The sequence below is a fragment of the Myxococcus sp. AB025B genome, assembly GCF_006518215.1.
In the GTDB taxonomy this organism is placed as follows: Bacteria; Myxococcota; Myxococcia; order Myxococcales; family Myxococcaceae; genus Myxococcus; species Myxococcus fulvus.
Window position 1 is genome coordinate 24,939 of sequence record NZ_SRLW01000012.1, and the last position, 25,205, is coordinate 50,143.

20 protein-coding genes are annotated in these 25,205 nt (G+C 72.0%); 12 read left to right on the forward strand and 8 right to left on the reverse strand.

All coding sequences use genetic code 11. The features are described 5' to 3' along the window. Positions 1-21 precede the first annotated feature (21 nt). Positions 22-5,094, forward strand: coding sequence for a tetratricopeptide repeat protein (locus tag FL311_RS03470; RefSeq protein ID WP_141323434.1), 5,073 nt, complete (start codon positions 22-24; stop codon positions 5,092-5,094). 25 nt (positions 5,095-5,119) lie between these two features. Here FL311_RS03470 and FL311_RS03475 read toward each other — a convergent pair whose 3' ends face one another. The 3 genes from FL311_RS03475 to FL311_RS03485 form a co-directional block, all read right to left on the reverse strand. Beyond that, on the reverse strand, positions 5,120-5,857 hold the full coding sequence (locus FL311_RS03475; RefSeq protein ID WP_141323435.1) for a molybdopterin-binding protein: 738 nt from the start codon (positions 5,855-5,857) through the stop codon (positions 5,120-5,122). 141 nt (positions 5,858-5,998) lie between these two features. Beyond that, positions 5,999-6,655: a dTMP kinase gene (gene tmk, locus FL311_RS03480; protein WP_141323436.1), complete on the reverse strand. Its 657-nt coding sequence runs from the start codon at positions 6,653-6,655 to the stop codon at positions 5,999-6,001. Continuing rightward, positions 6,652-6,990, reverse strand: a complete 339-nt coding sequence (locus tag FL311_RS03485; RefSeq protein WP_223747354.1) for a hypothetical protein — start codon at positions 6,988-6,990, stop codon at positions 6,652-6,654. Before FL311_RS03485 ends, tmk begins: the two co-directional genes overlap by 4 nt. Before the next feature lie 244 nt (positions 6,991-7,234). Between FL311_RS03485 and ribB the strand changes: the two genes are divergently transcribed. Then, positions 7,235-8,356: a 3,4-dihydroxy-2-butanone-4-phosphate synthase gene (gene ribB, locus FL311_RS03490; RefSeq protein WP_228556652.1), complete on the forward strand. Its 1,122-nt coding sequence runs from the start codon at positions 7,235-7,237 to the stop codon at positions 8,354-8,356. A gap of 67 nt (positions 8,357-8,423) precedes the next feature. On the opposite strand, the gene thrC is transcribed toward ribB, so the two are convergent. From thrC to FL311_RS03505, 3 genes are all read right to left on the reverse strand, one after another. Next, entirely contained in the window at positions 8,424-9,761 is a 1,338-nt protein-coding gene (gene thrC, locus FL311_RS03495) for a threonine synthase (RefSeq protein ID WP_141323438.1), read from the reverse strand. Next, positions 9,758-10,321 carry a hypothetical protein gene (locus FL311_RS03500; protein ID WP_141323439.1) on the reverse strand — a complete coding sequence of 188 codons (564 nt, stop codon included), beginning with the start codon at positions 10,319-10,321 and terminating at the stop codon, positions 9,758-9,760. The genes thrC and FL311_RS03500 overlap by 4 nt, the downstream gene beginning before the upstream one ends. A gap of 102 nt (positions 10,322-10,423) precedes the next feature. Continuing rightward, positions 10,424-11,065: a protein-L-isoaspartate(D-aspartate) O-methyltransferase gene (locus tag FL311_RS03505; protein WP_141323440.1), complete on the reverse strand. Its 642-nt coding sequence runs from the start codon at positions 11,063-11,065 to the stop codon at positions 10,424-10,426. A 485-nt stretch (positions 11,066-11,550) separates the two neighbouring features. Here FL311_RS03505 and FL311_RS03510 point away from each other — a divergent pair, with 485 nt between their 5' ends. Continuing rightward, the gene (locus FL311_RS03510) at positions 11,551-12,291 is read left to right on the forward strand and encodes a M48 family metallopeptidase (protein ID WP_141323441.1); all 741 of its coding nucleotides are present in this window, start codon (positions 11,551-11,553) and stop codon (positions 12,289-12,291) included. A gap of 6 nt (positions 12,292-12,297) precedes the next feature. Here FL311_RS03510 and recG read toward each other — a convergent pair whose 3' ends face one another. Both recG and greA read right to left on the reverse strand, forming a co-directional pair. Next, positions 12,298-15,636, reverse strand: a complete 3,339-nt coding sequence (gene recG / locus FL311_RS03515) for an ATP-dependent DNA helicase RecG (RefSeq protein WP_228556653.1) — start codon at positions 15,634-15,636, stop codon at positions 12,298-12,300. A gap of 125 nt (positions 15,637-15,761) precedes the next feature. Then, positions 15,762-16,280: a transcription elongation factor GreA gene (greA, locus tag FL311_RS03525; RefSeq protein ID WP_141323442.1), complete on the reverse strand. Its 519-nt coding sequence runs from the start codon at positions 16,278-16,280 to the stop codon at positions 15,762-15,764. 185 nt (positions 16,281-16,465) lie between these two features. On the opposite strand from greA, the gene FL311_RS03530 reads away from it, so the two are divergent. The 9 genes from FL311_RS03530 (at position 16,466) to FL311_RS03570 (ending at position 25,193) form a co-directional block, all read left to right on the forward strand. Beyond that, entirely contained in the window at positions 16,466-16,996 is a 531-nt protein-coding gene (locus FL311_RS03530) for an FHA domain-containing protein (protein WP_141323443.1), read from the forward strand. A gap of 43 nt (positions 16,997-17,039) precedes the next feature. Next, the gene (locus FL311_RS03535; RefSeq protein WP_141323444.1) at positions 17,040-17,444 is read left to right on the forward strand and encodes an MGMT family protein; all 405 of its coding nucleotides are present in this window, start codon (positions 17,040-17,042) and stop codon (positions 17,442-17,444) included. A 137-nt stretch (positions 17,445-17,581) separates the two neighbouring features. Further along, entirely contained in the window at positions 17,582-18,088 is a 507-nt protein-coding gene (locus FL311_RS03540) for a D-alanyl-D-alanine carboxypeptidase family protein (protein ID WP_223783694.1), read from the forward strand. A 179-nt stretch (positions 18,089-18,267) separates the two neighbouring features. Then, entirely contained in the window at positions 18,268-19,164 is an 897-nt protein-coding gene (locus FL311_RS03545) for a TIGR04222 domain-containing membrane protein (RefSeq protein ID WP_141323446.1), read from the forward strand. Between the two features lie 2 nt (positions 19,165-19,166). After that, on the forward strand, positions 19,167-20,111 hold the full coding sequence (locus FL311_RS03550) for a DUF692 family multinuclear iron-containing protein (RefSeq protein ID WP_228556654.1): 945 nt from the start codon (positions 19,167-19,169) through the stop codon (positions 20,109-20,111). After that, positions 20,108-20,629 carry a hypothetical protein gene (locus tag FL311_RS03555; RefSeq protein WP_141323447.1) on the forward strand — a complete coding sequence of 174 codons (522 nt, stop codon included), beginning with the start codon at positions 20,108-20,110 and terminating at the stop codon, positions 20,627-20,629. Before FL311_RS03550 ends, FL311_RS03555 begins: the two co-directional genes overlap by 4 nt. Positions 20,630-20,682: 53 nt before the next feature. Continuing rightward, on the forward strand, positions 20,683-22,902 hold the full coding sequence (locus FL311_RS03560; protein WP_141323448.1) for a DUF4139 domain-containing protein: 2,220 nt from the start codon (positions 20,683-20,685) through the stop codon (positions 22,900-22,902). Continuing rightward, positions 22,902-24,467, forward strand: coding sequence for a DUF4139 domain-containing protein (locus tag FL311_RS03565; RefSeq protein ID WP_141323449.1), 1,566 nt, complete (start codon positions 22,902-22,904; stop codon positions 24,465-24,467). Before FL311_RS03560 ends, FL311_RS03565 begins: the two co-directional genes overlap by 1 nt. A 9-nt stretch (positions 24,468-24,476) precedes the next feature. Continuing rightward, complete coding sequence (locus tag FL311_RS03570; protein ID WP_141323450.1) at positions 24,477-25,193, forward strand: hypothetical protein; 717 nt, start codon at positions 24,477-24,479, stop codon at positions 25,191-25,193. The last annotated feature ends 12 nt before the right edge of the window (positions 25,194-25,205 follow it).

A 25,205-nucleotide genomic window follows, 5' to 3' on the forward strand; every position in this document is an offset into this window, starting at 1 on the left:
GGCCCCCGGAGCCGGCCTTTCATGAGCGAGCGCAACGACATCCCGCGACCCCCTGTCACGGCCGCCCCTCCTCCGACCGCCGTCGTGTCTGGCAAGACGGGCCCCTCCGCCACGGAAGTGCTCACGCAGTCCGTCCAGGCCGCGCCCCAGGCGGCGCCCACGCCCAGCATGGAGGACGAGGCCCGCGAGCGCATCGCCTCGCTCGAGCGCGAGGCCCGGACGCTCAGCGCGACGGACGCCACCACCGCCGCGCAGCTCTTCCACGAGGTCGGCCTGCTCTGGGAGGAGCCGCTCAAGAATCCGCGCAACGCGGCCGTCGCGTTCCAGAACGCGTACAAGCTCGCGCCGCGCTACCTGGTCAACATCCGCGCCGCGCGCCGGCTCTTCGCGGACGTGGGCAACTGGCAGATGGTCATCCAGCTGCTCGACGCGGAGCTGGCCGCCACCGACGACGCGCGCCACCAGGCCGCGCTCCTGTTCGAGAAGGGCATCGTCCTGCAGGAGCGGCTGTCCCGCGACGAGGAGTCCGCCGCGTGCCTGCGCCAGTGCCTGGAGCGCCGCCCCACCGACGTGGTGGTCCTCACGCAGCTCGAGTCCGTCTACGCCGCGCGCAATGACGCCGCGGCGCTGGTGGAGGTCTACCGGCTGCTGGCCGCCACCATGCAGCAGCCGTCGCTGCGCGCGCACTATCTGACGTCCGCGGGCCTGCTGCTCGAGGAGCGCCTCAAGCAGCGCGAGCCCGCCGCGTCGCTGCTGCGCGAGGCCTTCGCCCTGGACCGCGCGGACCCGCTGCTGCTCGCCGCGCTCAAGCGGGCCGCCGAGCGAGAGGGACACACCGAGGAGCTGCTGGAGGCGCTCACGGCGGAGGCCACGCTGCTGGGGGCCCAGGCCGCGCCGGCCTATCTGCAGATCGCCAAGGTCCACGAGCGCATGGGTCAGAAGGGCGAGGCCCTGGCGGCGCTCCTGGACGGACGCCACGCGGCGCCCAATGACCCGCTCATCCTCAGCGAGCTGGCCGGCATCTACGAGACGCAGGGCCGCTTCGAGGAGCTGGCGGACGTGCTGCTCGCGCGCGTGGGCTCGCTCAACGACGAGAGCGAGCTGGTCGCCACCAACCTGCGGCTGGCCGCGCTGTACGAGGAGGTCCTCAAGCGCGAGGCCGACGCGGCGGCGCGCTATCAGGCCATCGTCGCGCGCATCCCCGGCCACGCCGCGGCGCTCGCGGGCCTGGGCAAGCTCTACTACCGGATGCAGAACTGGGAGGGGCTGGTCTCCGTCTTCGACGCGGAGGTCGCCGCCGCCGAGGACGCCAAGCAGAAGGCCGCGCGCATGTACAAGGCCGCGGAGATTCTCGAGGAGCGGCTGGGACGGCAGGAGGACGCCATCTCCCGCTACAACTCCTGCCTGCAGCTTCAACCCGGCTACCTGCCCGCGCAGAAGGCCCTCACCCGCCTCTACGAGCGCCAGGGCCGCTTCGCGGAGCTGGTGGCGATGTTCGAGCAGGACCTGCTCCAGACGTCGGACCGGGATCAGCTCATCACCACGCTCAACAAGATGGCCGGGGTGTACGAGGACCGGCTGGGAGACCTGGACCACGCCATCGAGTGCATGAAGCGCATCCTCGACCTGGCGTCGGACCACCTGCCCACCATCCGAAACCTGGCGCGGCTGTACGAGCGCGCGCAGCGCTTCCGGGAGCTGCTGGAGACGCACGACCTGGAGGCGTCGCTCGCGGGCGACACCAAGCAGGTGCTGTCGCTGCTGCACCGCAACGCCGAGATCCTCGACGAGAACCTGAAGGACCGCGCGGGCGCCATCACCGCGTACGAGCGCGTGCTGGCGCTGTCCCCGTCGTACCTCCCCGCGCTCAAGGCCCTGGGCCGGCTGTACGCGCAGGACGGCCGCTGGGAGAAGCTGGTGGACATGTACCGGGCGGAGTCGGAGAGCTCCCAGTCCACCGAGCAGGCCGCCGCGCTCATCTACAAGATTGGTGAGCTGTACGAGCAGCGCCTGTCCCGCGAGGACGATGCCATCGCCTCGTACCAGGAGGCGCTGATGCTGGCGCCCAGCTACTTCCCCGCGCTGCGCGCGCTGGCCCGCATCTACCGCGCCCAGGGCGCGTGGGAGAGCCTGGTCGCGATGCTGCGAGAGGAGGCCGCCAACCGCACGGACCCGCTGGAGCGCGCCAACGCGCTGTTCCAGGCCGCGGTCATCTGGGAGGACGCGCTGCGCCGCCCGGACCTGGCCATCGAGACCTACCAGGAGGTGCTGCGGCTGACGCCGGGACACGCCGCCACGCTGCGCGCGCTGGAGCGGCTGTTCCTGGCGCAGGACAACGTGAAGGAGCTGGTCGCCATCCTGGACCGCGAGACGCAGGTGGGGAACACGCCCGCGGCCAAGGTGACGGCGTACCTGAAGCTGGCGCGGCTGTACCTGGACCGCTTCCAGGAGCCCTCGCGCGCGGCGCTGTGCTGCGAGGCCGTGCTGGGCCTGGACGCGGGCAACCTCACCGCCCTCACCCTGCTGGAGCGCATCCGCGCTTCGGACCGGCCGCGCCGCGCGGAGTTGCGTCAGCGCATCGCCGAGCGGGTGAATGATCCGCGCCTGGCCACCGCGCTGCGGCTGTCCGCCGTGGTGGACCTGGACAAGGGCCCCGCGGAGGGCACGCTGGAGGCGTACAAGCGCGCCTTCGAGGCGGACCCGGGTGACGCGCGGCTCGCGTTCGCGCTGGAGCGCTCGCTCAAGCTGGCGGGAGACGTGTCGGGCCTGGCCCGGCTGTACACGCTGCGGCTGGCGCACGCGCGCGACGCGGACGAGGCGCTGGAGATGCTGCTGCGCACCGCCGAGCTCGCGGAGACGCGCTTCGGGGACCTGGAGCGCGCGGCGGCGCTCTACAAGCAGGCGCTGGAGCTGCAGCCGCAGTGCATCCCGGCGCTGCAGGGGACGCGGCGCGTGGCGATGCGGCGCGGAGACGCGGCCGAGGCGCGCTCGGCGCTGGAGGCCGAGGCGCGGCTGAGCAAGGACCCGCGCGGCGCCATCGACGCGTTCATCGGCGCGGCGCGGCTGGCGTCGCTCATCCAGAAGGACACGGACGGCGCGGCGGCGCTCTACAAGCAGGCGCTGGAGAGAGACCCGCTGCACCCGGCGGCGCAGGCGGGACTGGAGGAGCTGCTGGCGCACCGGGGCGGCTCGGCGGACCTGGCCGCGCTGCACGAGCGGCGCGCCGAGGCGAAGCTGGCGCAGAAGGACCACGTCGCCGCGGCCACGGGCTTCGTGAGCGCGGCGCGGCTTCACCACGGGGCGCTGGGAGACAAGCCGCGCGCGGTGGCGCTGCTGGAGAAGGCGCTGTCGGCGCAGCCGGGGCACATCGAGGCGCTGGAGCTGCGCGCCGCCCTGCTGCTGGAGGCCCAGCAGTACGCGGAGGCCGCGGCCATGCTGACCCAGCGCGTGCAGCTGGGCGGAGACGTGCGCACGCTCGCGCCCTTCCACCTCACGCTGGGCACGCTGTACCAGACGCACCTGAACGACGCGACGCGCGCCATCGCGTATCTGATGACGGTGCTCGCCTCGCAGCCCCGGCACCAGGAGGCGCTGGAGCGGCTGGCCACGCTGCACACGCAGGCGCGCAACTACGCGGGCGCGGTGGACTGCCTGCACAAGCTGTTGCAGCAGGAGCTGCCTGCGGACGCCCGCGCGCGCTTCACGCTGGAGCTGGCGCGCACGTACGACGAGGGCCTGGGTGACGCGGCCGCGGCCACGCCGCTGTACCGCCGCGCGCTGGAGCTGTCGCCCGGCGACACCACGCTCATCGACAAGCTGGTGACGCTGTACGAGCGCGCGAGGAACCTGCCGGAGCTGGCGCAGCTCCTGGAGGCCCAGGCCTCGGCGGCCACGGACCCACGCCGCGCGAGCGCCCTGCGCATCCGCGTGGCGGAGCTGTACGCGGGCCCCCTGTCCGAGCCCGCCCGCGCCACCGGGCTGTACCGCCAGGTGGTGGACGCGGACGGCACGAACCTCACGGCCCGCTTCGCGCTGGCCGGCCTGTACGCGCGCGACACGTCGTCCGTGCCGATGGCCATCGAGGAGCACAAGCAGATCCTCCGCCAGGACCCGACGCGGGTGGACAGCCTGCACGCGCTGTTCAAGCTGTGGGAGGGCCTCAAGCAGCTCGACAAGGCGTTCTGCGTGGCGTCGGTGCTCCAGTTCCTGCGCTCGACGAACGAGGTGGAGCTGGCCTTCTACACGGAGGGCCGCGCGAGGCTGGCGCAGGAGGCTCGCGAGGCGCTGACGTCGACGGACGTGGACACGGTGCTGCTGCACCCGGGCGTCCGCGGCCCGCTGCTGGAGGTGCTGCGGGCGATGGGTGACCAGTTGGAGAAGGTCTACCCGCCGAGCTTCGACATCGTCGGCGTCAACCCGAAGACGGACAAGCTCAAGCCGGACAGCGCGGTGTACAAGGCCGTGCGCGCGGTGGCGCAGGTGTTCGGCGTCGAGGAGTTCGACGCGTACCAGGCGCGGCGCGGGCTCACGGTGCTGGAGACGACCGAGCCCATGTCGGTGTGCATCGGTCAGGACGTGGTGCGCCGCTTCAACGCGCGCGAGCAGAAGTTCCTGCTGGGCCGCGCGGCGCTGGGCCTGCTCAACAAGGCGGCCGTGCTGGAGAAGCTGTCGCAGGGCGAGACGGCGGACCTGTTCGGCAACGCCATCCGCATCCACGCGCAGAACTTCTCCGCGCTGGGCCGGCGCAACGACGAGGCGGTGAAGCAGCTGCGCAAGGCGTTCTCCCGCAAGGCCATCAAGGCGCTGGAGGGCCCCGCGATGTCGCTGGGCGACGTGCAGAAGCTGGAGCTGGCGCCGTGGCTGGACGCGCTGGACTACTCGGCGGACCGCGCGGGCCTGCTGATGGCGGGCGACGTGTCCGTGGGCCTGGGCATGGTGCTGCGCGAGGACCCGAACTTCGCGGGCGCGAAGCTGGACTCGGCCGAGCCGGTCATCCAGGCCGTGCGCGAGGGTGAGCGGCTGCGCACCCTGGTGTCCTGGTCCTTCACCGACGACTTCTTCCGGCTGCGCCAGCGGCTGGGGCTGTCGCTGTAGTCGCCGGGCGCGGCGGGAGGCGTCGTCACTCCCGCCGCAGCACCGCGCCGTCGGGCAGGCCGCCGATGATGCGCGCGACGGCCTCCTCCACCGGGCCTCGCTCGCCGGCCTCGACGGTGATCTTCACCCGGTAGTCCTTGGCCGGGTCGAACTCCGGATACGAGCCGATGGCCACGTGCGGCATGTTCAGCGCCACGCTGTCCAACACGGCGGCGATTTCACTCTCGCCCAGCCGCAGGAACAGGTTCTGGAGCACCACGGGGCTGCCGCTCAGGCGCGCGAGCACCGTCTCCAGCTGCATCCGGAAGAGCTGCGGCACGCCGGGCAGCAGGTAGACGTCCCCGACGGTGAGCACCGGGTACCACGTGCCCGCCTGGGGCAGCAGCACGGCGCCCTCGGGTGCGTCGGCCAGGCGCATGCCCTCCGGTGTCACCTTGCCCTCGGGCGCGCGCGCCTCGATGAGCGACACCATCTCCGGCAGGCGCACCACGGACCTGCCCAGCGCCATCGCCACCGCGCGCACCGTGACGTCGTCGTGGGTGGGGCCGATGCCGCCGCTGGTGAACACGTAGCGCGCGCGCTGCCGCGCCCGGTTCATCGCGTCGACGATGGCGTCCACGTCGTCGAGGATGGTCTCCACCGAACGCAGGGGGATGCCCACCTCGCGCAGCCTCTTGATGAGGTGCGGACCGTTCTGGTCCTGGACCTTCGCCGTCAGGACCTCGTTGCCGATGATGATCGCCGCCGCGCCCGTGCGCTCCATGGAGCGGCGGACTCTACCGCAACGGCTCGGATTTCCGTGGCGCGAGTCGGGGGGACTGTCCGCGATGTCCGAATTCCAAGGGCTCGGCCCCCGCCCCTCGGGGCTGGGGCGCACCCGACCACGGGGGGCTTCAGGCCCCCTTTAGCGCTTGCGGCCGAGCAGCCTGCGAATCTGGACCAGCGAGGCCCGCGTCACCGCCTCGATGCCCTGCTCACCGTCGATGTGGACGATGCGCTCCTTCTTCGCGCGGCGGCGGATGGCGGCCAGGTACTGCTTCGCGATGCGCCGCTGCGCCTCGTCCGCCTCGAACAGCTCCGCCGCCCCACCCCGCGCCGCCCGTCGCTTCGCGGCGACTTCCGGCGCCACGCCCACGAACAGCGTCAGGTCCGGCGACACGGCGTAATCGTTCACCTGCTCCACCCAGCGCATGGGCAGGGACGCCCCCTGGTAGGCCAGCGAGGACAGCACGTACCTGTCACACAGGACGAGCTTTCCCTCCTCCAGCGCCGGCAACACGCGCGCCGCCAGGTGGTCCGTGCGGTCCGCCGCGAAGAGCAGCGCCAGCGTCTGGGGCGTCAGGGGCCCCGCGCCCTGGGGCAGGCCCAGGCGGCCCGTGAGGGCCTGGCGAATCAGCGTCCCCACCGGCCCGTCCGAGGGCTCACGCGTGGTGAGCACCCCATGCCCCTCCGCCCGCAGCGCGGCCGCCAGCCGCTCCGCCTGCGTGGTGGTGCCGGCGCCGTCCAGTCCCTCCAGGACGATGAACCGGCCCCGACGGGAGAGCTTGCGCGCCCCGCTCACTGGGGCAGCAGCGCCGAGGGCTCGTCCAGCCGGAGCTGGCTGCGCAGCTCCAGCATCGTCTGGTAGCGCTGGAGCTCGTCCGCCAGCACCCGGCGTCCCAGCACGTAGCGGCGGAAGGCATACCCCAGCAGCACCACGGCCAGCAGGGCCACGCCCCAGGCCAGCAGCGGGGTGCGCAGGGAGTCGTAGAACAGCTTGCCCGCCGCCCCACCGAACATGAGGGCCACCATGGTGGCGACCCCGGTGTGGGCGAAGTGGGTGGTGCTCTGGCGGACGGACAGGCTCTCCTGGAGCTGGTCGAGCCGCGTCCTCAAGTCCTGGGTGTTGGCGCTCATCTCGGAACCGGGCATCCTACAGCAGCCCGTCCCACGCGTCGAGTCATCGTCCCTGGGGACTCCAACCTTCCAGGTCGCACACGATTCCGCCCACACCGAAACGGGCAGTCGGAGGAGCGCCCCTGGAGGACCTACTCCGGCCCATCATCCGGGCGCACGCCGGGAGGCGGGTTGGCTTGCCAGCCCCGGACCTAGACGCTACATGCGCCTGCACATGCAGACCCGCGAGCGGACCGAAGCCACCATGAGCCACGACGCCAAGCTCTCCTCCATCGAGGATGCCATCCAGGACATCCGCGACGGCAAGTTCGTCATCGTCGCGGACGACGAGGACCGCGAGAACGAGGGCGACCTCATCATGGCGGCGGAGAAGGTGACGCCCGAGCACCTGGCCTTCATGGTGCGCCACACCAGCGGCATCGTCTGCATGCCCATGCTGGCGGACCGGCTGGACGCGCTGCGGCTGCCGCAGATGGTGTCGGACAACACCGAGTCCCACCGCACGGCCTTCACGGTGTCCGTGGACTACCGGCACGGGACGACCACGGGCGTGTCCGCGGTGGACCGCGCGAAGACCATCCTGGCGCTGGCGGACCCGGAGAGCCAGGCGAACGACTTCCTGCGCCCCGGGCACATCTTCCCGCTGCGCTACCGCGAGGGCGGCGTGCTGCGCCGAGCGGGCCACACCGAGGCCACCGTGGACCTGTCCCGGCTGGCGGGCCTGGGCCCCTCCGGCATCCTGTGCGAGCTGGTGAAGGACGACGGCACCATGATGCGGATGCCGGACCTCCAGGCCTTCGCGCTGGAGCACAAGCTGCGCGTCATCACCATCGCGGACCTCATCGAGTACCGCCGCCGCAAGGACCGGCTGGTGCGCCGCGAGCCGGGCCAGCACACCGTCACCACCCGCTACGGCGACTTCACGGCGCTCACGTACACGTGGCTGCCGGACGGCGCCAAGTCGCTGGTGCTGGTGAAGGGAGACCCCGCCGCCCGCCCGAGCGCCCTGGTGCGCCTGCACGCGGCCTGCACGATGGGCGACGTGTTCGGCTCGCCCACGTGCAACTGCAACGCGCTGCTGGACCAGTCGCTCGCCCGCATCGCGCGCGAGGGCACCGGCGTCCTGGTGTACCTGCCCGGCATGCACGGGGACGACTTCGGCATCCACCACAAGCGCAACGCGGACGGCAGCGCCGACCTGCGCAGCGGCCCGCATGAGACGCGCGACCTGGGCATGGGCTGTCAGATCCTCAATGACCTGAACGTGCGCACGCTGCAGGTGATGACCAACACGGACATCACCTACCGGGGCCTCGCGGGCTTCGGGCTCACCATCGACAAGCGCGTCCCGCTGCTCGCGGACTGACGCGCGCCTCGATATCTCCGGGGGCGGGGGCTCCCCTCGAGGTGAGCCCCGCCCTTCCCTCGCGACGTCAGCCCAGGTCCGACAGGGCCGAGCGCACCGCGTCGAGGTTCGCGGGCAGCTGCACCGGGGGATTCGCGTGGCGGCTGGTGACGTCCGCCAGCGTGCCCCGGTGGTAGCCCACCTTGAAGTCGGCGAACTTCAGCCCGTGCGCGGTGGACACCACCGCCACGCGCGAGCCCTTCTCGATGACGCCCTGGGCGACGAGCTTCTCCAGCGCCGCGAGCGCCACGCCCGTCTGGGGACAGGTGAACGTCCCCTCGCGGTCCGCGCGCGCGGCGGCGTTGGCCAGCTCCGACTCCGTCGCCTCCTCCACCACGCCGTCGAAGGCCTTGAGGATTCGCACCGCGCGGCGGAAGGACACCGGGTTGCCAATCTGGATGGCGGACGCCAGCGTGCTCTCGGCCTGCATGGGCCGCAGCTCCTGGAAGCCACCCCGGAAGGCGCGGGCCAGGGGGTTGGCGCGCTGGGCCTGCGCCACGGCGATGCGCGGCCTGCGGGTGATGAGTCCCAGCTCCAGCATCAGCTCGAAGCCCTTGCCCAGGGCGCTGGCGTTGCCCAGGTTGCCGCCCGGAATCACCACCCAGTCCGGTGGCTCCCAGCCCAGGTCCTGGCACAGCTCCACGGCGACCATCTTCTGGCCCTCGATGCGCAGCGAGTTCATCGAGTTGGCCAGGTACAGGCCCGTGTCCGCCGTCACCGCCTGCACCAGGCGCATGCAGCCGTCGAAGTCCGTGTCGAGCGACAGCACACGCGCGCCATTGGCGATGGGCTGCACCAGCTGCGCGAGGGAGACCTTGTCGCGCGGCAGGAAGACCACCGCGGGAATCCCCGCCGCCGCGCAGTAGGCGGACAGCGCCGCGGAGGTGTCTCCCGTGGACGCGCACGCCACGGCGCGCAGGGGCACGCCCCGGGCCCGCATGTGCTTCACGGCGGACACGAGCACCGTCATGCCCCAGTCCTTGAAGCTGCCCGTGGGCGAGACGCCGCACTCCTTCAGGTCCAACGCGGACAGCCCCAGCTCGGACGCCATGCGCGGCAGGGGCTTGAGCGGGACGCGGCCCTCGCCCAGCGAGACGATGTCCTCCACGGGGAGCTGTGGGTAGGCCCACTCGCGCTTGCCCCACACGCCGGAGCCATCCGGCAGGCGCGATGAACCGAAGCGCGACTCGAAGCGCCGCTTCCACTCCGCCGCGGGCACCGCTCGCAGGGCGTCCACGTCGTGACGCACCTCCAGCAGGCCTTCGCAGCGCGGGCAGCGATAGACGACATCCAGGAGCGAGGCCCGGAAGTCGCAGCCCTCGCTGCACGCATACTCCGCCTTGAAGCCGGACTCAGAGGCGCTCATGTCTGCTCCACCAGCCGCGTGCCACACTCGGAGCAGGCCCGACCCGGGCGGCCCCGGGTGTGGCACGAGGGGCAGGCCATCCAGTCGTTGTCCTCGCCCGGCTTCCCGGCCACCACGACAGGCGCCACGCGGGCGCGAGGCAGCCGCATGCCGCAGTTGTCGCAGAGCAGCCCCTGCGCCTGCACGTTGCGGCAGTAGCGGCAGACCACGGCGCCCAGCGGGGCCGCGGTGCGCACGCCGTCATCCGGCGCGCGGCCCGTGTCCAGCTCGGGGAGCACCGCCACCGGCAGGTCCCCCGTGGGCGCCGAGCGCGTGAGCTCCAGGTCCTGCACCACCTGCGGCGGCAGGTCCGGCCCGCTGCGCAGGCGCGTGATGTCCAGCTCCGGCAATGGCTGCGCGTTCACCGCGTCGCGGCCCCCGGCGTGCGGCGTCAGCTCCAGCTCCGGCAGCGGGGCCACCGGGGGCGTCGCGCCCGCGGCGTCCACCGGGAAGCGCTTCCCGCAGACATCGCACTCGGTGCCCTCGGGCTGTACGTGGTCGCAGACCGGACAGATGATCATGATGCCGGGACGTTAGCGGGCGGCCACGTTCGGGGGCAACGCGACTTCTCGGCCCGTGGTGGCTTCCAGGCATCCGGGCGGACCGCTCCCCTCTCGGGTCCGTCAGGGCCGGGGGACTCCCGTCGGCCCCGTCAAGGGGACGAAGCGCACGGGCAAGAGCGTCTCCACCCGGGGGAGCTGCCCCACCTCCTTGGCCCGATGGATGAGCAGAAGCTGCTGGGCGCCCTCCAGCGGTCCGACGGGGACCACCATCCGGCCCCCACGCCGGAGCTGGGCGAGCAGCATGGAGGGCACCTCGACCGGCGCGGCGGTGACCATGATGGCGTCGAACGGCGCCTGCTCCGGCCAGCCCTCCGCGCCGTCGCCCTGGCGGAAGTACACGTTCTCGAAGCCCAGCCGGTGGAGCCGCTCGCGCGCCGAGCGGGCGAGCTCCGGGATGATCTCCACCGTGAACACCTCGCGGCACAAGAGCGACAGCAGCGCCGTCTGGTAGCCGGAGCCCGTGCCGATCTCCAGCACCCGCTCATGCCCCTCCAGGCGCAGGGCCTGCGTCATGAACGCCACGACATAGGGCTGGCTGATGGTCTGCCCATGCCCGATGGGGAGCGGCGCGTCGACGCCCGCCTCCGAGCGCGAGTGCTCCGCCACGAACTCCGCCCGGCTCAAGCGGCCGATGCCCTCCAGCACCCGAGGGTCATGGATGCCCTGTCGGGACAGATACTCGGCGCGATCCAGATCTCCCATGCCCGAAGCCTATACACGCGAGGCACTCGCAGCAGCGGGCGGGTCCGACAACCCTCGCGGGAATTTCCCCGGCGGCACGCTATCCAAGACAAGGCCCCCCACCCTACGCTCGCGCGATGGCCGAGCCGGCGTTCATCTTCGGGCGGGTCGAATCCCCGGGCGGCATCCAACCTCCGCCCACGCGTCTCCCGTTCGTCCAGGGAAGCATCCCGCTGCTGCTGGCGCTCGTCGGCGGGTATCAGCTCCTCGGCCTCCGGACGACCACGCTCGAGCCGGTCAGCCTCCAGGGAGCGTTGCTCGTGGGGACGTTGGTGTGTGGCGTCTGGGGCGTGGTCCGCATGCGGCGCTCGCTGCGGCTGGGCGAGGAGGTCTCTGGGGAGCTCGAGCGTTTGGGACATCACCGAGCAGGCCAAGACCTTGGAAGTGAATTTCCGCCTCCCGGTGTACGTCACGGCCGCCACCCGCCTCTGACGCGGACGCCCTCCATGCTGACACCCCTGCTCCTGCTGCTCACGGCCGCGCCCCCGGACGCCGCTGCCCTCCGTGCCCAGGCCCAGAAGGCCTATGACGCGAAGCAGTTCGCCAAGGCCTGTCCCCTGTTCGAGAAGCTCACCCAGCTGTCACCCCAGGACGGCGCCGCGTGGGCGGACCTGTCCTTGTGCCTGTTCCGCGCGAAGAAGAAGTCCGCGGCCCTCGACGCCGCGCGCCACGCCGTGCGCTGGGGCGATGAGAGGACCCGCAAGAGCACCTACTTCAACCTGGACAAGTTCGGCGGGGAGGATGGGGTGTTCACCCGCGATGGGGACGACGCCCCCTGCAAGAAGGCCCACCTGCCGGCGTGCGCCGAGACCGCCTGGCTCTGCGCCGACCCGTATTCGGACCTCTATCGAACGTCCGGGGAGACCTCGGGCGGCTCCTACAGCGCGGTCTTCCTGTGCTCCGAACCCCAGTCCTCGGAGGGTGGGGGCTGTACGACCATCGACCTGGGTGGAAGCCAGGACACCTTCGCCGGGACCTCGGACGACAGCCCCGGCATCTACTCGTTCAAGGGCTGCACGGTCGTCGCGGTGGACCCATGCGAGCGGAGGTTGGGCCTTGCCTGCACCGAGGGCGAGGGCGTCCTCGCCGGACCGGATGGGAGGACGGCCACGCGCAAGCGTGCCTGGGTGGAGGAGCGCGGCTACGAGCCGCTCCCGAAGCCCGCGAGCCCCGACGAGGGGCCCTGACGCGCGCTACCCCACCCGCGCGAGCGCGAGCCGGCCTTCCCACCGCTCCTCGAGCGCCTTCACCAGTCCCTGGTGCTCGGGGGACTTCATGTCCGGGTCCCTGGCGAGGATGCGCCGGGCCTCGGCCTGCGCCATGGAGAGCAGGTCTCCGTCCCGCGCGAGGTTCGCCACCGCCAGCTCCGGCAGGCCGCTCTGCCGCGTGCCGAGGAACTCGCCCGGCCCGCGAATCTCCAGGTCCTTCTCCGCGATGACGAAGCCGTCGCTGCTGGCCTCCATCACCGACAGCCGCTCGGTGGACTCCCACGAGCGCGCGCTGCTCGCCACCAGGTAGCAGTAGCTGGCCGCGGCGCCACGTCCCACGCGCCCACGGAGCTGGTGGAGCTGGGACAGGCCGAAGCGCTCCGCCGCCTCCACCACCATCACCGAGGCGTTGGGCACGTCCACGCCCACCTCCACCACGGTGGTGCACACGAGGACGTCCAGCCGCTTCTCGCGGAAGTCCTCCATCACCGCGTCCTTCTCCTCCGCCTTCATCCGCCCGTGCAGGAGGCCCACCTTCGCCTGGGGGAAGGCCACCCGCAGCTTCTCCACGCCGCGCGTCGCGTCCTCCAGGTCCAGCTTCTCCGACTCCTCCACCAGCGGATACACGACGTAGGCCTGGTGGCCCTTGGCGAGCTCCGAGGCGATGGACTCGTAGACGCGCGCGCGCTGCTTGTCGTTGAACACGCGCGTGTTGATGGGCGTGCGGCCGGGCGGGAGCTGGTCGATGATGGAGAGGTCCAGGTCTCCATACAGCGTCATGGCCAGCGTGCGCGGGATGGGCGTGGCCGTCATCACCAGCACGTCCGGCTTGGGGCCCTTGCTCATCAGGGAGTGACGCTGGAGCACGCCGAAGCGGTGCTGCTCGTCGATGACCACCAGCCCCAGCTTGTCGAAGGACATGTCCTGCTGGATGAGCGCGTGCGTGCCCACGGCCAGGTGGATGTCTCCCCGGGCGACGGCGTCGCGCACCTGGCGCTTGGCCTTCGCCGTGCCGGACGCGCTCACCAGCCCCACCTGGAAGCCGAGCGGACCGAGCACCTTGCGGAAGTTGCGCTCGTGCTGCTCCGCCAGGATTTCGGTGGGAGCCATCACCGCGACCTGGTAGCCGGCCTGCAGCGCCACCATCGCGGCGACCATGGCCACCGCCGTCTTGCCGCTGCCCACGTCGCCCTGCACCAGCCGGTTCATCGGCTCCTCGCGAGCCATGTCCCGGGCGAGCTCCTCCACCACGCGCGCCTGGGCCCCCGTGAGCTGGAAGGGCAGCGCCGCGCGCGCCTTGTCCATCCGCATGGGGGACACGTCGAACGCGATGCCCAGCTCCGCCTTGACGCCCTGGCGCTTGAGCGCCATGCCGAGCTGGAGGAAGAACAGCTCGTCGAACGCGAGCCGACGGTGCGCCGGGCTCTGGTGGACGTCGAGCGCCTCCAGGTCGGCCGAGTCCGGCGGGAAGTGGATGAAGCGCAGCGCCTCCGGCAGCGGCATCAGCTCCAGGCGACGGCGCAGCTCCGGGGGCAGCGGGTCCTCGAGCTCGTGCGCGTACTGCTCACCGACGCGCGAGGCCAGCTCGCGGAACGAGCGCTGCTCGCCGCGCTCGAAGCCCGGGTACACGGGGACGATGCGGTTGAAGTGCACGGAGCCGGCGGAGTCCAGGTCCTCGGCGGGCTCGATCTCCGGGTGCGCCATCTCGCGCCCGCTCATCGTCGCGCGCACCTCGCCGGAGAGGACGATGCGCTTGCCCACGGTGAAGCGGCTCTTGAGCCACGGGCCCGCGTTGAAATACGTGGCGGCGATGCTGCCCGAGCGGTCCCCCACCACCGCGCGGAACATCCGCCGCCCCTGCTTGCCGGGCACGAAGTCGGCGACCTTGACGATGCCCACCGTGACGCCGCGCGCGCCTGGCTCCAGCTCGGCGATGGTGAGCAGCCGCCTGCGGTCCTCGTAGCAGCGAGGCAGGAGGAAGAGGATGTCGCCCATCCGCCTGAGGCCCTTCTTGTCCAACGCGGAGATGAGCCGGGGCCCCAGCCGCTTGCCCAGCGTCTTCAGGGGCGAGGACAACGGCCCCGAGCGCGGCGCGATGGACAAGAGCTTCGCCTCGGAGCGGGAGGCCTCCGCCGCCACGGCGCGCTTCTTCTTGCGCTGCTCCTTCTCCTTGCGCGCCTTGGCCGGGGACGTGCTCGCGGGGCCCGTGTCGAGGGAGGTCTGTCGGCCCGGACGTCCGTCGGCGCGCGGGGCTGGGGGCGTACCAGGACGCGCGAGTCCCGCCTGCGCGCCGTATGAAGCGCGGGGCGCGTTCCCCAGCTCCGCGCCCCCGGTGCGGGGCGCCGCGGTCTTCGCCCGGGCAGAGGTCGGCACGGGCTCGTTCGACCTCCAGGGTGGAATCTGGACGTAGCCCGGAGGCGGCCCGCCCTGTCCGCCGTCCGCCGAGGCGCGTCCGCTCGCACCCCGGACCACCGGGCCCAACTGGCCCTCCTGGACCCGTCCCGCGTTCGGATTGGGGCGAGGCGTCCGCGCCGTGTCGGCCCCTCCGTGCGTCCAGTCTCCCGACGCCGGAGGACGTGCTCCCGACGCGGCCTGGCGAAGCTCCCGCTCCGACATGCCTCGCGGAGGGTTCGGTTCGCCCGAAGGTGTACGCCGCGCGCCCGACGCCTCACCGCGAGGCTCTGATGCAGGTCCCCCTCGCGGAGAGCTCGAATCCCCTGATGGAGTACGCCGCGCGCCCGACGCCTCACCGCGCGGCTCCGATGCAGGCCCCCCTCGCGGAGAGCTCGAATCCCCTGATGGAGTTCGCCGCGCGCCTGACGCCTCACCGCGAGGCTCCGATGCAGGCCCTCCTCGCGGAGGGTTCGGCTCGCCCGAAGGTGTACGCCGCGCGCTGGCCGCATGACCGCGAGGCTCCGACTCCGACGTCCCTCGCGGAGGGTTCGGCTCGCCCGAAGGAGCGCGCCGCGCGCCTGACGCCTCACCGCGAGGCTCCGATGCCAGCGTCCCTCGCGACTCGTGCACCGCGTCCGCGGCGCCCTCCCCGCTCGCGAGCCCCTCCAGCTCCGCTGGCAGCACCACGCCGCTGAGCTTCAGACCCGCGACGACCCGCCGCAGCGCGGCCTTGCGGCGCTCGGGCGTGGGGTGGTCCACGTACGGCAGCGCCGCGCGCAGGTGTCCCAGCGCCTCGGCGCTCACGCCGCTGGCTCCGGCCAGCGCGCGCTCCAGGACGGGCGTCAGCCCCTTCACCGTCGCGAGCATGGCGAAGTCGCGCTGACACGCGTAGCGCAGGGGCCCTACAAGACTGGCGAGCGGATGGTTCACGCGTGAGTCACGTCCATCCATCCTACGGAACGGGGGTGACGTCTCCCAGAAAACGCGACCGGGGAAGCGAGCCAAGGCCCGCTCCCCCGCCGACTGTCCTCAACTGTTCCCGTCGGACGGCGGACTCAGCCCTCGCCAGCCGGGGCTTCGTCCTGGGGATCCTCGAAGCGGATCTCCTGGATCTCCAGCTCGCGCGTGCCACCGGGGCTCTGCACCGTGGCGATGTCGCCCACGCGCTTGCCGATGAGCGCCCGCGCCACCGGCGACGTCACGGCGAGCCAGCGCTTCTTCAGGTCCGCCTCCATCTCCCCGACGATGCGGTAGGTGACGGGCTTGTCCGTCTCCGTGTCCAGCAGGTCCACCGTCGCCCCGAAGATGACCTTGTCACCGCCCAGCTTGCTGGGGTCGATGACCTCCGCGCGCGCAATCCAGTCATTGAGGGTCAGGATGCGGCCCTCGATGTGGGACTGCTTCTCCTTCGCCGCGTGGTACTCCGCGTTCTCGCGCAGGTCCCCGTGGGCGCGGGCGACCTCGATCTCCCGCGAGATCTTGCCTCGCTCGACGGACTGCAGGTGCTTGAGCTCCGACTTGAGCTTGCGCAGCCCGGAGGGGGTCATCGGGATGTTGTCGCTCCCGCTAGCCATCGACACAGCTCCTTCCACCACTCCCAGGTTCACGAAAAAGTCGAGGGCCGGCGCTCCTCCCGGAGCCCGGCCCCCTCCATGAAGCTCCCAATGTAGGGAACCCGTGACATGCAGGTCAATGAAAGCCGTACAGGGACCCTCGCGGACGCTGGGCGCACGCGGGGTGAGCCGCTAGGCTGCCTTCCGTGCTGTCCGTCCAGGAATTGCGCGCGCTCGCCGCGTCACTGCCCGCCAGGGATTTCGAGCGCCAGCTGGGGCCCTTCGCCCTCATCCAGCGTCCACCCTCGGAGGCCTCGGCCGCCGTGCTCGCGCCCACCCGCATGGCCGCGCCCGAGGACATCAGCCTGGGCATGATGACCCTCCTGTTCGAATTCGAACATCTGCGCGTCGCCACGCTCCCGCCGCTGCACGCCACGGACCGGCTGCGCATCGGCCGGCGCATGGACTGCGACGTGGTCATCGACGACGCGTCCGTCTCCAAGCTGCACGCCGAGCTGCGCTGGAACGAATCCCAGCACCGCTGCACGGTGCAGGACCTGGGCTCCACCAACGGCACGTTCCTCAACGCGGGCACCCTGGGCCTGCGCGAGGCGACGCTGCGCGACGGCGACATCCTCAGCTTCGGCAACGTGCAGTTCTGGTACCTGGAGGCCCGCACGCTGCACGAGCGCCTGAAGGCAGGCGAAGCCACGGGCCTGGGCTCGCGCAGCGGCTGAAGGCCCCACAGGGTGACAGTGTCCTCGACAGGAGCAACGCCCCATGACGCAGCCCGCGCGCGACGAGCGCGACTACTTCGAGCGCATCTACACCGTCGTCCAGGCCGTCCCCTCCGGCAAGGTGGCCACCTACGGCGACATCGCGACCATCGTCGGTGACGGCTGCGACGCGAGGGTGGTCGGCCATGCGTTGGGCGCGCTGGGCGCACGCTCGGCCACGGTGCCCTGGCAGCGCATCATCAACCGCACGGGCGGCATCAGCCTGACGGGCCACGGACAGAAGGAGCTGCTCGAGGCCGAGGGCGTCGGGTTCGACGAGCGAGGCCAGGCGCGCATGGACCTGCACCACTGGTCCGGCCCGAGCGTGGACTGGGCGCGCGCCCGCGGCTTCCAGCCATTGCCCGCACCGACGGCCAAGCCCGCCGCCGCGCAGCTCTCGTTGTTCTGACGACGCGAAACCGTCCGTCGAGGGCTCGGCTCCCCGGCTGCTTGCCTGCGGGAATGGACGCGCGAAAGTCAGGCCCCCCCCCCGGGCCGGATTCCGCCATGTCGCTCGCGCTATTCCGCTGGAGTGCCGTTCTCCTCGTGTGCCTCTTCACGACCGCCGTCCTCGCGGCCGAGGCCCGTCCTCGTCGCAAGGCGAAGGCCGCGAAGCTGGTCCACATCGATGGCGGCCACCGTCTCCACCGCGACGCGGCCTCCGCGCTCCAACGCATGACGCTGGACGCGGCGAAGCACGACATCGCCCTCCGGGTCACCAGCGGCTACCGCTCCCTGCCCGAGCAACGCCTCCTGTACGAGCAGTACCGCCGGGGTCGGGGCAACAAGGCGGCGCGGCCCGGACGCTCCAACCATCAGCGCGGGCTCGCGGTGGACCTGGTCATCGGCAAGCGCACGTCGAAGCGCTATCAATGGCTCCAGGCCAATGCCTGTCGCTTCGGCTTCCGCCGCACCGTGCCCTCCGAGCCGTGGCATTGGGAGTACCGCCCCAGCAGCACCTTCCCGCCCGTGGTCGGACACGACTGCACGGGCAAGGAGGTGAAGCGCCCCAAGCCCACGCCCGAGCCCGTCGCCCGTCAGGACGCGAGCTGACCCTGGGTCGCGCAGGCCGCACCTCCCCAGCGAAAAGGCTTCCACGCTAGGCTGGCCGACAGGTCCCGACACATGGCGCCCCGGTGACACCCGGACGTCACGAAGACGTCACGGGACCGGGCTGTCACGTGCGCCCGGCAGCGTTTCATCAAGGGGCGAACCCACCGTGGGAGGGCGCAATGATGGACCCCTTGAACCTGTCGGGCCCGGATTTCCTCGCGCTGTATGTCCTGCTGGCCATGGGCGCCGTGGCGCTCGGACTGCTGCTGCGCTGGATGCTGCGCACACCGGGAGGCGGCCCGGACGGTTTGCCGCAGAAGCTGGACCCGTACGAGCTCGCGATGCTCTCCGGCCCCAAGGCCGTGGCCCACACGGCCCTGGCGAGGCTGCTCCACGACAAGGCCCTGGTCATGGACGGCACGACCCTGACCACGACGGGCAAGCGGTCCGACTTCGCGTCCCCTTTCGAGCGGCTCGTCTACGCCGCGGTCCATGAGTCGAAGAAGAGCAACGCGGAGCTGGTCGCCAGCATCGAGCCCGCCATCGAGCGGCTCAAGCAGCCCCTGCAACAGCGCGGCTGGTTGGTCGACGAAGGCCAGGCCACGCGGGCCCGGTGGCTGCCGATGCTGCCGCTGCTCGGCGTCCTCCTGCTGGGGCTCGCCAAGGTCAACGTGGGCCTGGAGCGCGAGAGGCCCGTGGCCTTCCTGGTCATCCTCTGCTTCGCCACGGCGGTCACCCTCTTCTTCCTCGCGAGGCCCGTGTGGACCAGCCGCCGGGGCTCGGCGCTGCTCCACGCGCTGCGCTGGAATCAGCAGCCGCTGAAGACGTCCATCATGAGCACGGAGAACTCCCAGGTGATGAACAGTCAGGACCTGGGGGTGGCGGTGGCCCTCTTCGGCCTGGGCGCGGTGGCGATGAGCGACTTCGAGCTGATGCGCAGGCACATCGACCCCTCGGGCTCATCCTTCGGCGGCGTGAGCGGCTCGAGCGGCTGCAGCGGCTCCAGCAGTTGCAGCAGCGGCGGCGACGGTGGCGGCGGTGGTGGTTGCGGCGGCTGCGGTGGAGGTGGCGATTGACGGTGCCCGGTCTTCGGGGAGTCGGCATCGGGTGGCGACGCGAGCTGGCGCTCTTCATCGACCGGCGCCCGGGGCTCGGCTTCGTGGAGGTGCTCGCCGAGCACCTCTCGCCGAAGGGCCCCATCCCCGAGCCGCTCTCACGGCTGCGCGAGCGCGGTGTCCCCGTGGTGCTGCACGCGGTCTCGCTGGGATTGGGCTCCGCGGAGCCGCCCGACCCGCGGAGGCTGGCGTGGCTGGCGGGACTGGCGGAGCGACTGGGCGCGGTGTGTGTCAGCGAGCACCTCGCGTTCGTCCGCGCGGGAGGGCTCGAGTCGGGGCACCTGCTGCCGGTGCAGCGCTCCGAGGAGGCGCTGGAGGTGTTGACCGAGAACATCCGGATGGCCGAGGCCGCGCTGCCCGTGCCGCTCGCGCTGGAGAACGTGGCCTCGCTGTTCGAGTGGCCCGACGCGGCCTTCTCGGAAGCGGACCTGCTGCGCGGCGTGCTGGAGCGGACCGGGGCCTCGCTGCTCCTGGACGTGGCCAACCTCCACGCCCACGTGCTGAATCACGGCACGGATGCGGACGCGGTGCTCGCGGCCGTGCCTCGTGAGCGATTGGCGTACGTACACGTGGCCGGCGGCGTCCAGCGCGGCGGGCTGTATCACGACACGCATGCGCATCCGCTCCCCCCGGGACCGCTCACCTTGCTGGAGCGACTGGCCGCGCGACTGGGGCCCGTTCCGGTGATGCTCGAGCGCGATGACCGCTTCCCCCCCGAGGCGGAGCTCACCGCGGAGCTGTCCGCGATGAAGCAGGCGCTCCTGCGTGGCACGGAGCGACCTGGCCGGGAGACCCACCAGTGCACACCCGAGCGAGCTGTCCCCCGCGGGGTCCATGAGCAGCGGGATACGCGGAGTGCCACGCATGAGCGCGGCGCCACCGACGCAAATCGGGAGGGAGTGCCATGAGCGCCCGTGAGCGACAGGCCCGCGCCCAGGCGGAGCTCGTGCGCGCGCTCGGAGTCGGCGCGCCTGTTCCACCAGGGTTCGACGAGGCCCGCGTGCTCGCGGCGGCGCAGTCCCTGATGAGCAAGCGCCGCCGGGGCGTGGAGCGTGCGTGGCCCTTGCTGGCCTCCGCGCTCGGTCCCGACTTCGCGCCGCGCTTCGAGCAATGGGCCCGGTCCAACCCCATGTCCATGGAGCCCGACGCGCGCGTGGAGGGACGACGCTTCGCCCAGGCCCTGCGCGACGAGGGCCGACTGCCGGGCTCCTTGTCCAGGGACCTGCTCGACTTCGACGCGAGCTGGCGCGTGACAGCCTCGGGCGAGCTGGTGCGACGTTGGGGACTCGTGCTCATCGCCCGGCGTCACGACACGACGCGGCGGCGCCAGTGGGCCCTGCGACTGCCCGGTGGACGCGTGCTGCGGTGGGCCCCGGAAGAGGACCCCACGGCCCCACCCGGGGTCGACGCCCCCAGGGGGACATGATTCCGAAACCCATCTCGACTACCCTTGCGCCCTCACCTGAGCCGAGGGGGCGCATGCTCGTCGTGCCATCCATGTTGGATGCGGTCACCGTTCACGCGGAGGGGGCGCTCTGCACGCGCATCGCCACCCTCCAGCTGGTGGAGGACCGCGTCCCCAATGAAATCCAGCTCAACGGACTTCCCCTCTCGCTGCGAACCGGGACGCTCCGGGCCGCGGTGCGACAGGGCCCGCCCGGCCTCACCATCCGCGCCATCCGCCCCACCTTCGACGTCCAGCTCCCTCCCGAGGTCGACGTCCCCCAGGAGCACCGCGCCCTGGAGGAGGCCCTCTCGCGCGTCTCGGACGTGACGGCGCGCCTGGAGGTCACCCGGCGCGAGCTGCAGGCCGTGGGCAAGCTCAAGCCCACCTTCCCGCCGCAGAAGAAGGCCCGCTACACGCCCCACCAGACGCCCCTCGACTCACTGCTGGCGCTCACGTCCTTCGTGGACACGGAGCTGGCCACGCTGAACGCGCGGCAGCTCGACCTGGAGCGGGAGCTGCGCGACGCGGAGAGCGACGTCCGCCTGCGACGCCAGCACCTGCACGAGGCCTCCTCCTCCGTCCGGGGCGAGCGCGCCCGCGTGTTCCGCGCCGCGGTGCTCACGCTGTCCGGCAACCCCTGGCCCCGCGAGACGCCCGCGCTCATCGCGCTGGAGTACGCGGTGCCCGGCGCGCTCTGGGTGCCCACCTACGATTTGCGGCTGCCTCGCACGCTGGAGGAAGGCTCGCTGCGCATGAGGGCCACCGTCAGCCAGAACACGGGCGAGGACTGGACCGGCGTGAAGCTGTCCGTGTCCACCGCCGCCCTGGACCGCCGGGCCGAGGTCCCCGAGCTCAAGGCACTGCGCATCGGTCGTCGCCAGCCGCCACCGCCGCGCTCGGGCTGGCGTGAGCCACCGCCGGGGCTCGACGAGCTGTTCGCGGGGTATGACGCCCGCCGCGCTCCGGCGCTCACCAAGCCGAGGCCACCGCCGATGGAGCCACCTCCTCCCCCCGCGCCCGCGCCGTACGTCGCGGACCACGAGAGCACCGGCTCGGGAATGGAGAAGCTCCGCGCCGCACCTGGTGGCGCCGTGGGCTCCGCACCACCGTCGGCGAAGGCCAAGCGTCTCGCCGCTCCGTCCATACCGCCCCGTCCCTCCATGGCGCCCCAGCGGGAGCTGTCGCGCTCGCGAGGCGGCTTCGCCAGGAACCAGGCGCCCTTGGAGGAAGAGGTCCTGGCCGAAGCGCCGGGCGACGCCGACGACCTGCCGATGGCGTCGATGGACCTCGCCGACGTTGACGGGGCCATGGGAGGAGGCGGCGCCAGCGTGGACCGCCTCTCCGCCGCGCCGCGCCTGGAGCCCTCCGACAGCCTGCTGGACTACGACCGGCTCACGCTGGCCGGCGCCGATGACCTGGAGGGCCGGGGCCGACTGCGCTCGCGTCCCACCCACGTCACGCGGGAGCTGATCGCCCTGCAGGCCATGCAGATCCAGGTGAACGTCCTCTCGTTCATCGCCGTGAGCGAGCAGCAGGTGTCGAGCCTCCGCCAGCTGCCCCTGCCGACGTGGTCCGCGTCACCGCGCGAGTCGGCGATGCACTTCGACGCGAAGTTCGACCTGGAGTCCCGGGTCGACGTCCCCTCGGACTCGGCCTGGCACACGTTGCCGGTGTTGTCGGTGCCGGTGGGCCTGTCCGCCGAGTACGTCATCGTCCCCTCCGTGGAGCCGAGGGCCTTCCGCACCGTGCGCGTGGAGAACCGGACGCCCTACCCGCTGCTCGCCGGCCCCGTGGACGTCACGCTCGGCGACGAGTTCCTGATGACCTCCCCGCTGCCCACCATGCCCCCGGGAGCCACGCAGCGCCTGGGCCTGGGCGTGGAGGAGTCCATCAAGGTCGCGCGCAACACGCGGTTCGACGAGGCCACCGGCGGCATCTTCGGTGGCGCGACGATGCTCACGCACCACGTGTCGGTGGAGCTGGCCAACCGGCTCTCCAACCGCATCCTCGTGGAGGTCTGCGAGCGCGTGCCCGCCGTCCCCACCGGCTACGAGAAGGACATCAAGGTGGAGGAGATGGAGACCGCGCCCCCCTGGCAGAAGCGCACGCCGCTCCCGGGCGAGACACCCGTGGAGGGCGAGCGTGCCTGGCGCGTGGTGCTGCAGCCCGGTGAGGCGCAGACCCTGAAGGCGACGTGGACCGTGAAGATTCCCGCCAGCAAGATGCTGGGCGGCGGAAACCGGAGGACCTGATGAGCACGCCCCTCACCCTGCCGGTGGTCAAGGTCACCGTCCTGGAAGATCGCGCGCTCGTCGAGCGCCGAGGAGAAGTCCCGTTGGTCCCCGGAGCGCAGCGGCTGGTCATCGCCGGCCTGTCGCCGCTGGCGGTGGACCGCTCGCTCCAGGCGAAGCTCGCCGGAGGCACCGTGTCCCAGGCCCGCGTGCGCCGCGTAACACGCGCCCAGCCTCCGGAGGCGCTGCGCGAGCACGCCACGGAGCTGAGCCGCCGTGTCGCGGACCTGGAGCGACTGGAGCGTCAGGCCCGCGCGGACCGGGAGCGGCTGAACACGCGCCACGGCCTGCTCACCGCGGCCCACGCGGACGTGTATCGCGCCATCTCCGAGCAGTCCGGCGGAGGCGTCGCGCAGCCCGACACGTGGAAGCAGCAGCTCGACAGCGTTCGCGAGGCGATGGAGGCCGTGGACTCGGCCCGGCGGCTGGCGGCCGTGGAGGAGCAGCGCCTGCAACAGCAGCTCGCGCAGGCGCGCGGCGCGCTGTCGAACACGCAGAAGCCCGAGGTGAAGCTGGACGTGCACGCCGAGCTCGAGGTGGGCCATCCCGCGGGCGGCACGGCGCTGCTGTCCATCACCTACCTGGTGCCCTGCGCGGCGTGGCGCCCCGCGTACCGCGCGACGCTGGAGCAGGCCCAGGGTACCCAGGGCCCGACGACGGTGCGCCTGGAGTGCGAGGCCGTGGTGTGGCAGCGCACCGAGGAGGAATGGAAGGACGTGGAGCTGGCGCTGTCCACGGCGCGCCCCACGCTGGGCGCGGCGCCGCCCCGGCTGGAGTCGGACTGGCTCTTCCTGCGCGACAAGACGGAGCGCGAGAAGCAGGTGGTGGACGTCTCGGTGCGCGAGGAGGTCATCCAGAACACGGGCGAGGGCGCCGGTGCCCGACGCGACGAGGGCCTTCCCGGCATGGATGACGGCGGCGAGGCGCTGTCCCTCACCGCGCCCCACCGCGCCCACATCCCCGCGGACGGAGAGCCGCACCGCATCCCCTTGTTCCACTTCACCGCGCCCGCCGCGTCGGAGCTGGTGGTGTGCCCGGAGCTGTCGCCGCTGGTGCACCGCGTGGCGAGGTTCGACAACGTGGGCCCGTCCGTGTTGCTGGCGGGGCCGGTGGACCTGGTGCGGACCAGCGGCTACGTGGGGCGCTCGCAGCTGCGCTTCACCGGCAAGGGCGAGCGCGTGCGCCTGGGCTTCGGCAGCGAGGACTCGCTGCGCGTCGCCCGGATGACGGACATCCAGGAGGAGACGAGCCGGCTGTCGGGGCGCAAGCAGAAGACGCACCACGTGAAGATGTTCCTCTCCAACATGAGCGCCCAGCCCGCGGCGGTGGCGCTGGAGGAGCGCATCCCCGTCTCGGAGGTGGAGTCGGTGGAGGTGACGCTCCAGAAGGACACCACCCGCCCGGCGCCCACGAAGGTGAGCGCGGAGGGCATCGCCCGCTTCGAGCTGACGGCGCCGCCGCGCTCTCAGCAGGAGTTGACGTTGGTCTACACGGTGAGCAGCGCCGCGAAGGTGGCGGGGCTCTAGAGGTCCATCATGCGCGCGTCCCTGTATGCACTCGGGTTGCTCATGGCGTGGGGGCCGGTGTCTCCGGCCTTCGCCGACACGCCGCCTCCTCCACCGGAGCCCGAGCAGGAGCGGCGCATCCCCCAGGTCGCCGTGGACGTGGGCGGCGGCTGGGGGCGGATGCAGCACCCGAGCACGGACATCCCCGGACTGAGGAACCAGGTGCGCACCGTGGGCGCCCGGGCCAACGCGGTGCGGCTGGCGGGAGGCATCCACTTCAACATGGTGCGCGGCTCCGGCCGGACGGACTGGTGGTGGACCAATGGCGTGGACTGGTACCTGCTGGGTGACGACGTCCAGGTCCTGGCGCTGCGGCCGGGCCTGGAGAAGCGCTTGTCGCTCACGGACTCGCTGAGCCTGGGCGTGAGCCTGTTCGGCGTCGCGTCGGAGGTGTCGCTCGCCACCGGCCGCATCTCCGCGAACATCCCGGGGACGGGCGGCGGAGATCCGGTCATCGACGGCCGGTACTTCCAGGCGCGCTCGCGCAAGTGGATCTTCGGCGGAGGCGCGGGCGCGGCGCTGCAGTACCAGCTCAACCGCTGGTTCCACACACGGATGCAGGTCGGCTACACGCAGTTCGTGTCGCAGGCGAAGAACTTCCAGGTGAGCCCGGTGAAGGGCCCGGACAGCTTCTCCGTCTCGCTCAGCGGCCCGTGGGCCGCGGCCTACGTGGGCGTGGGACTCTGACGCACGCCCGTG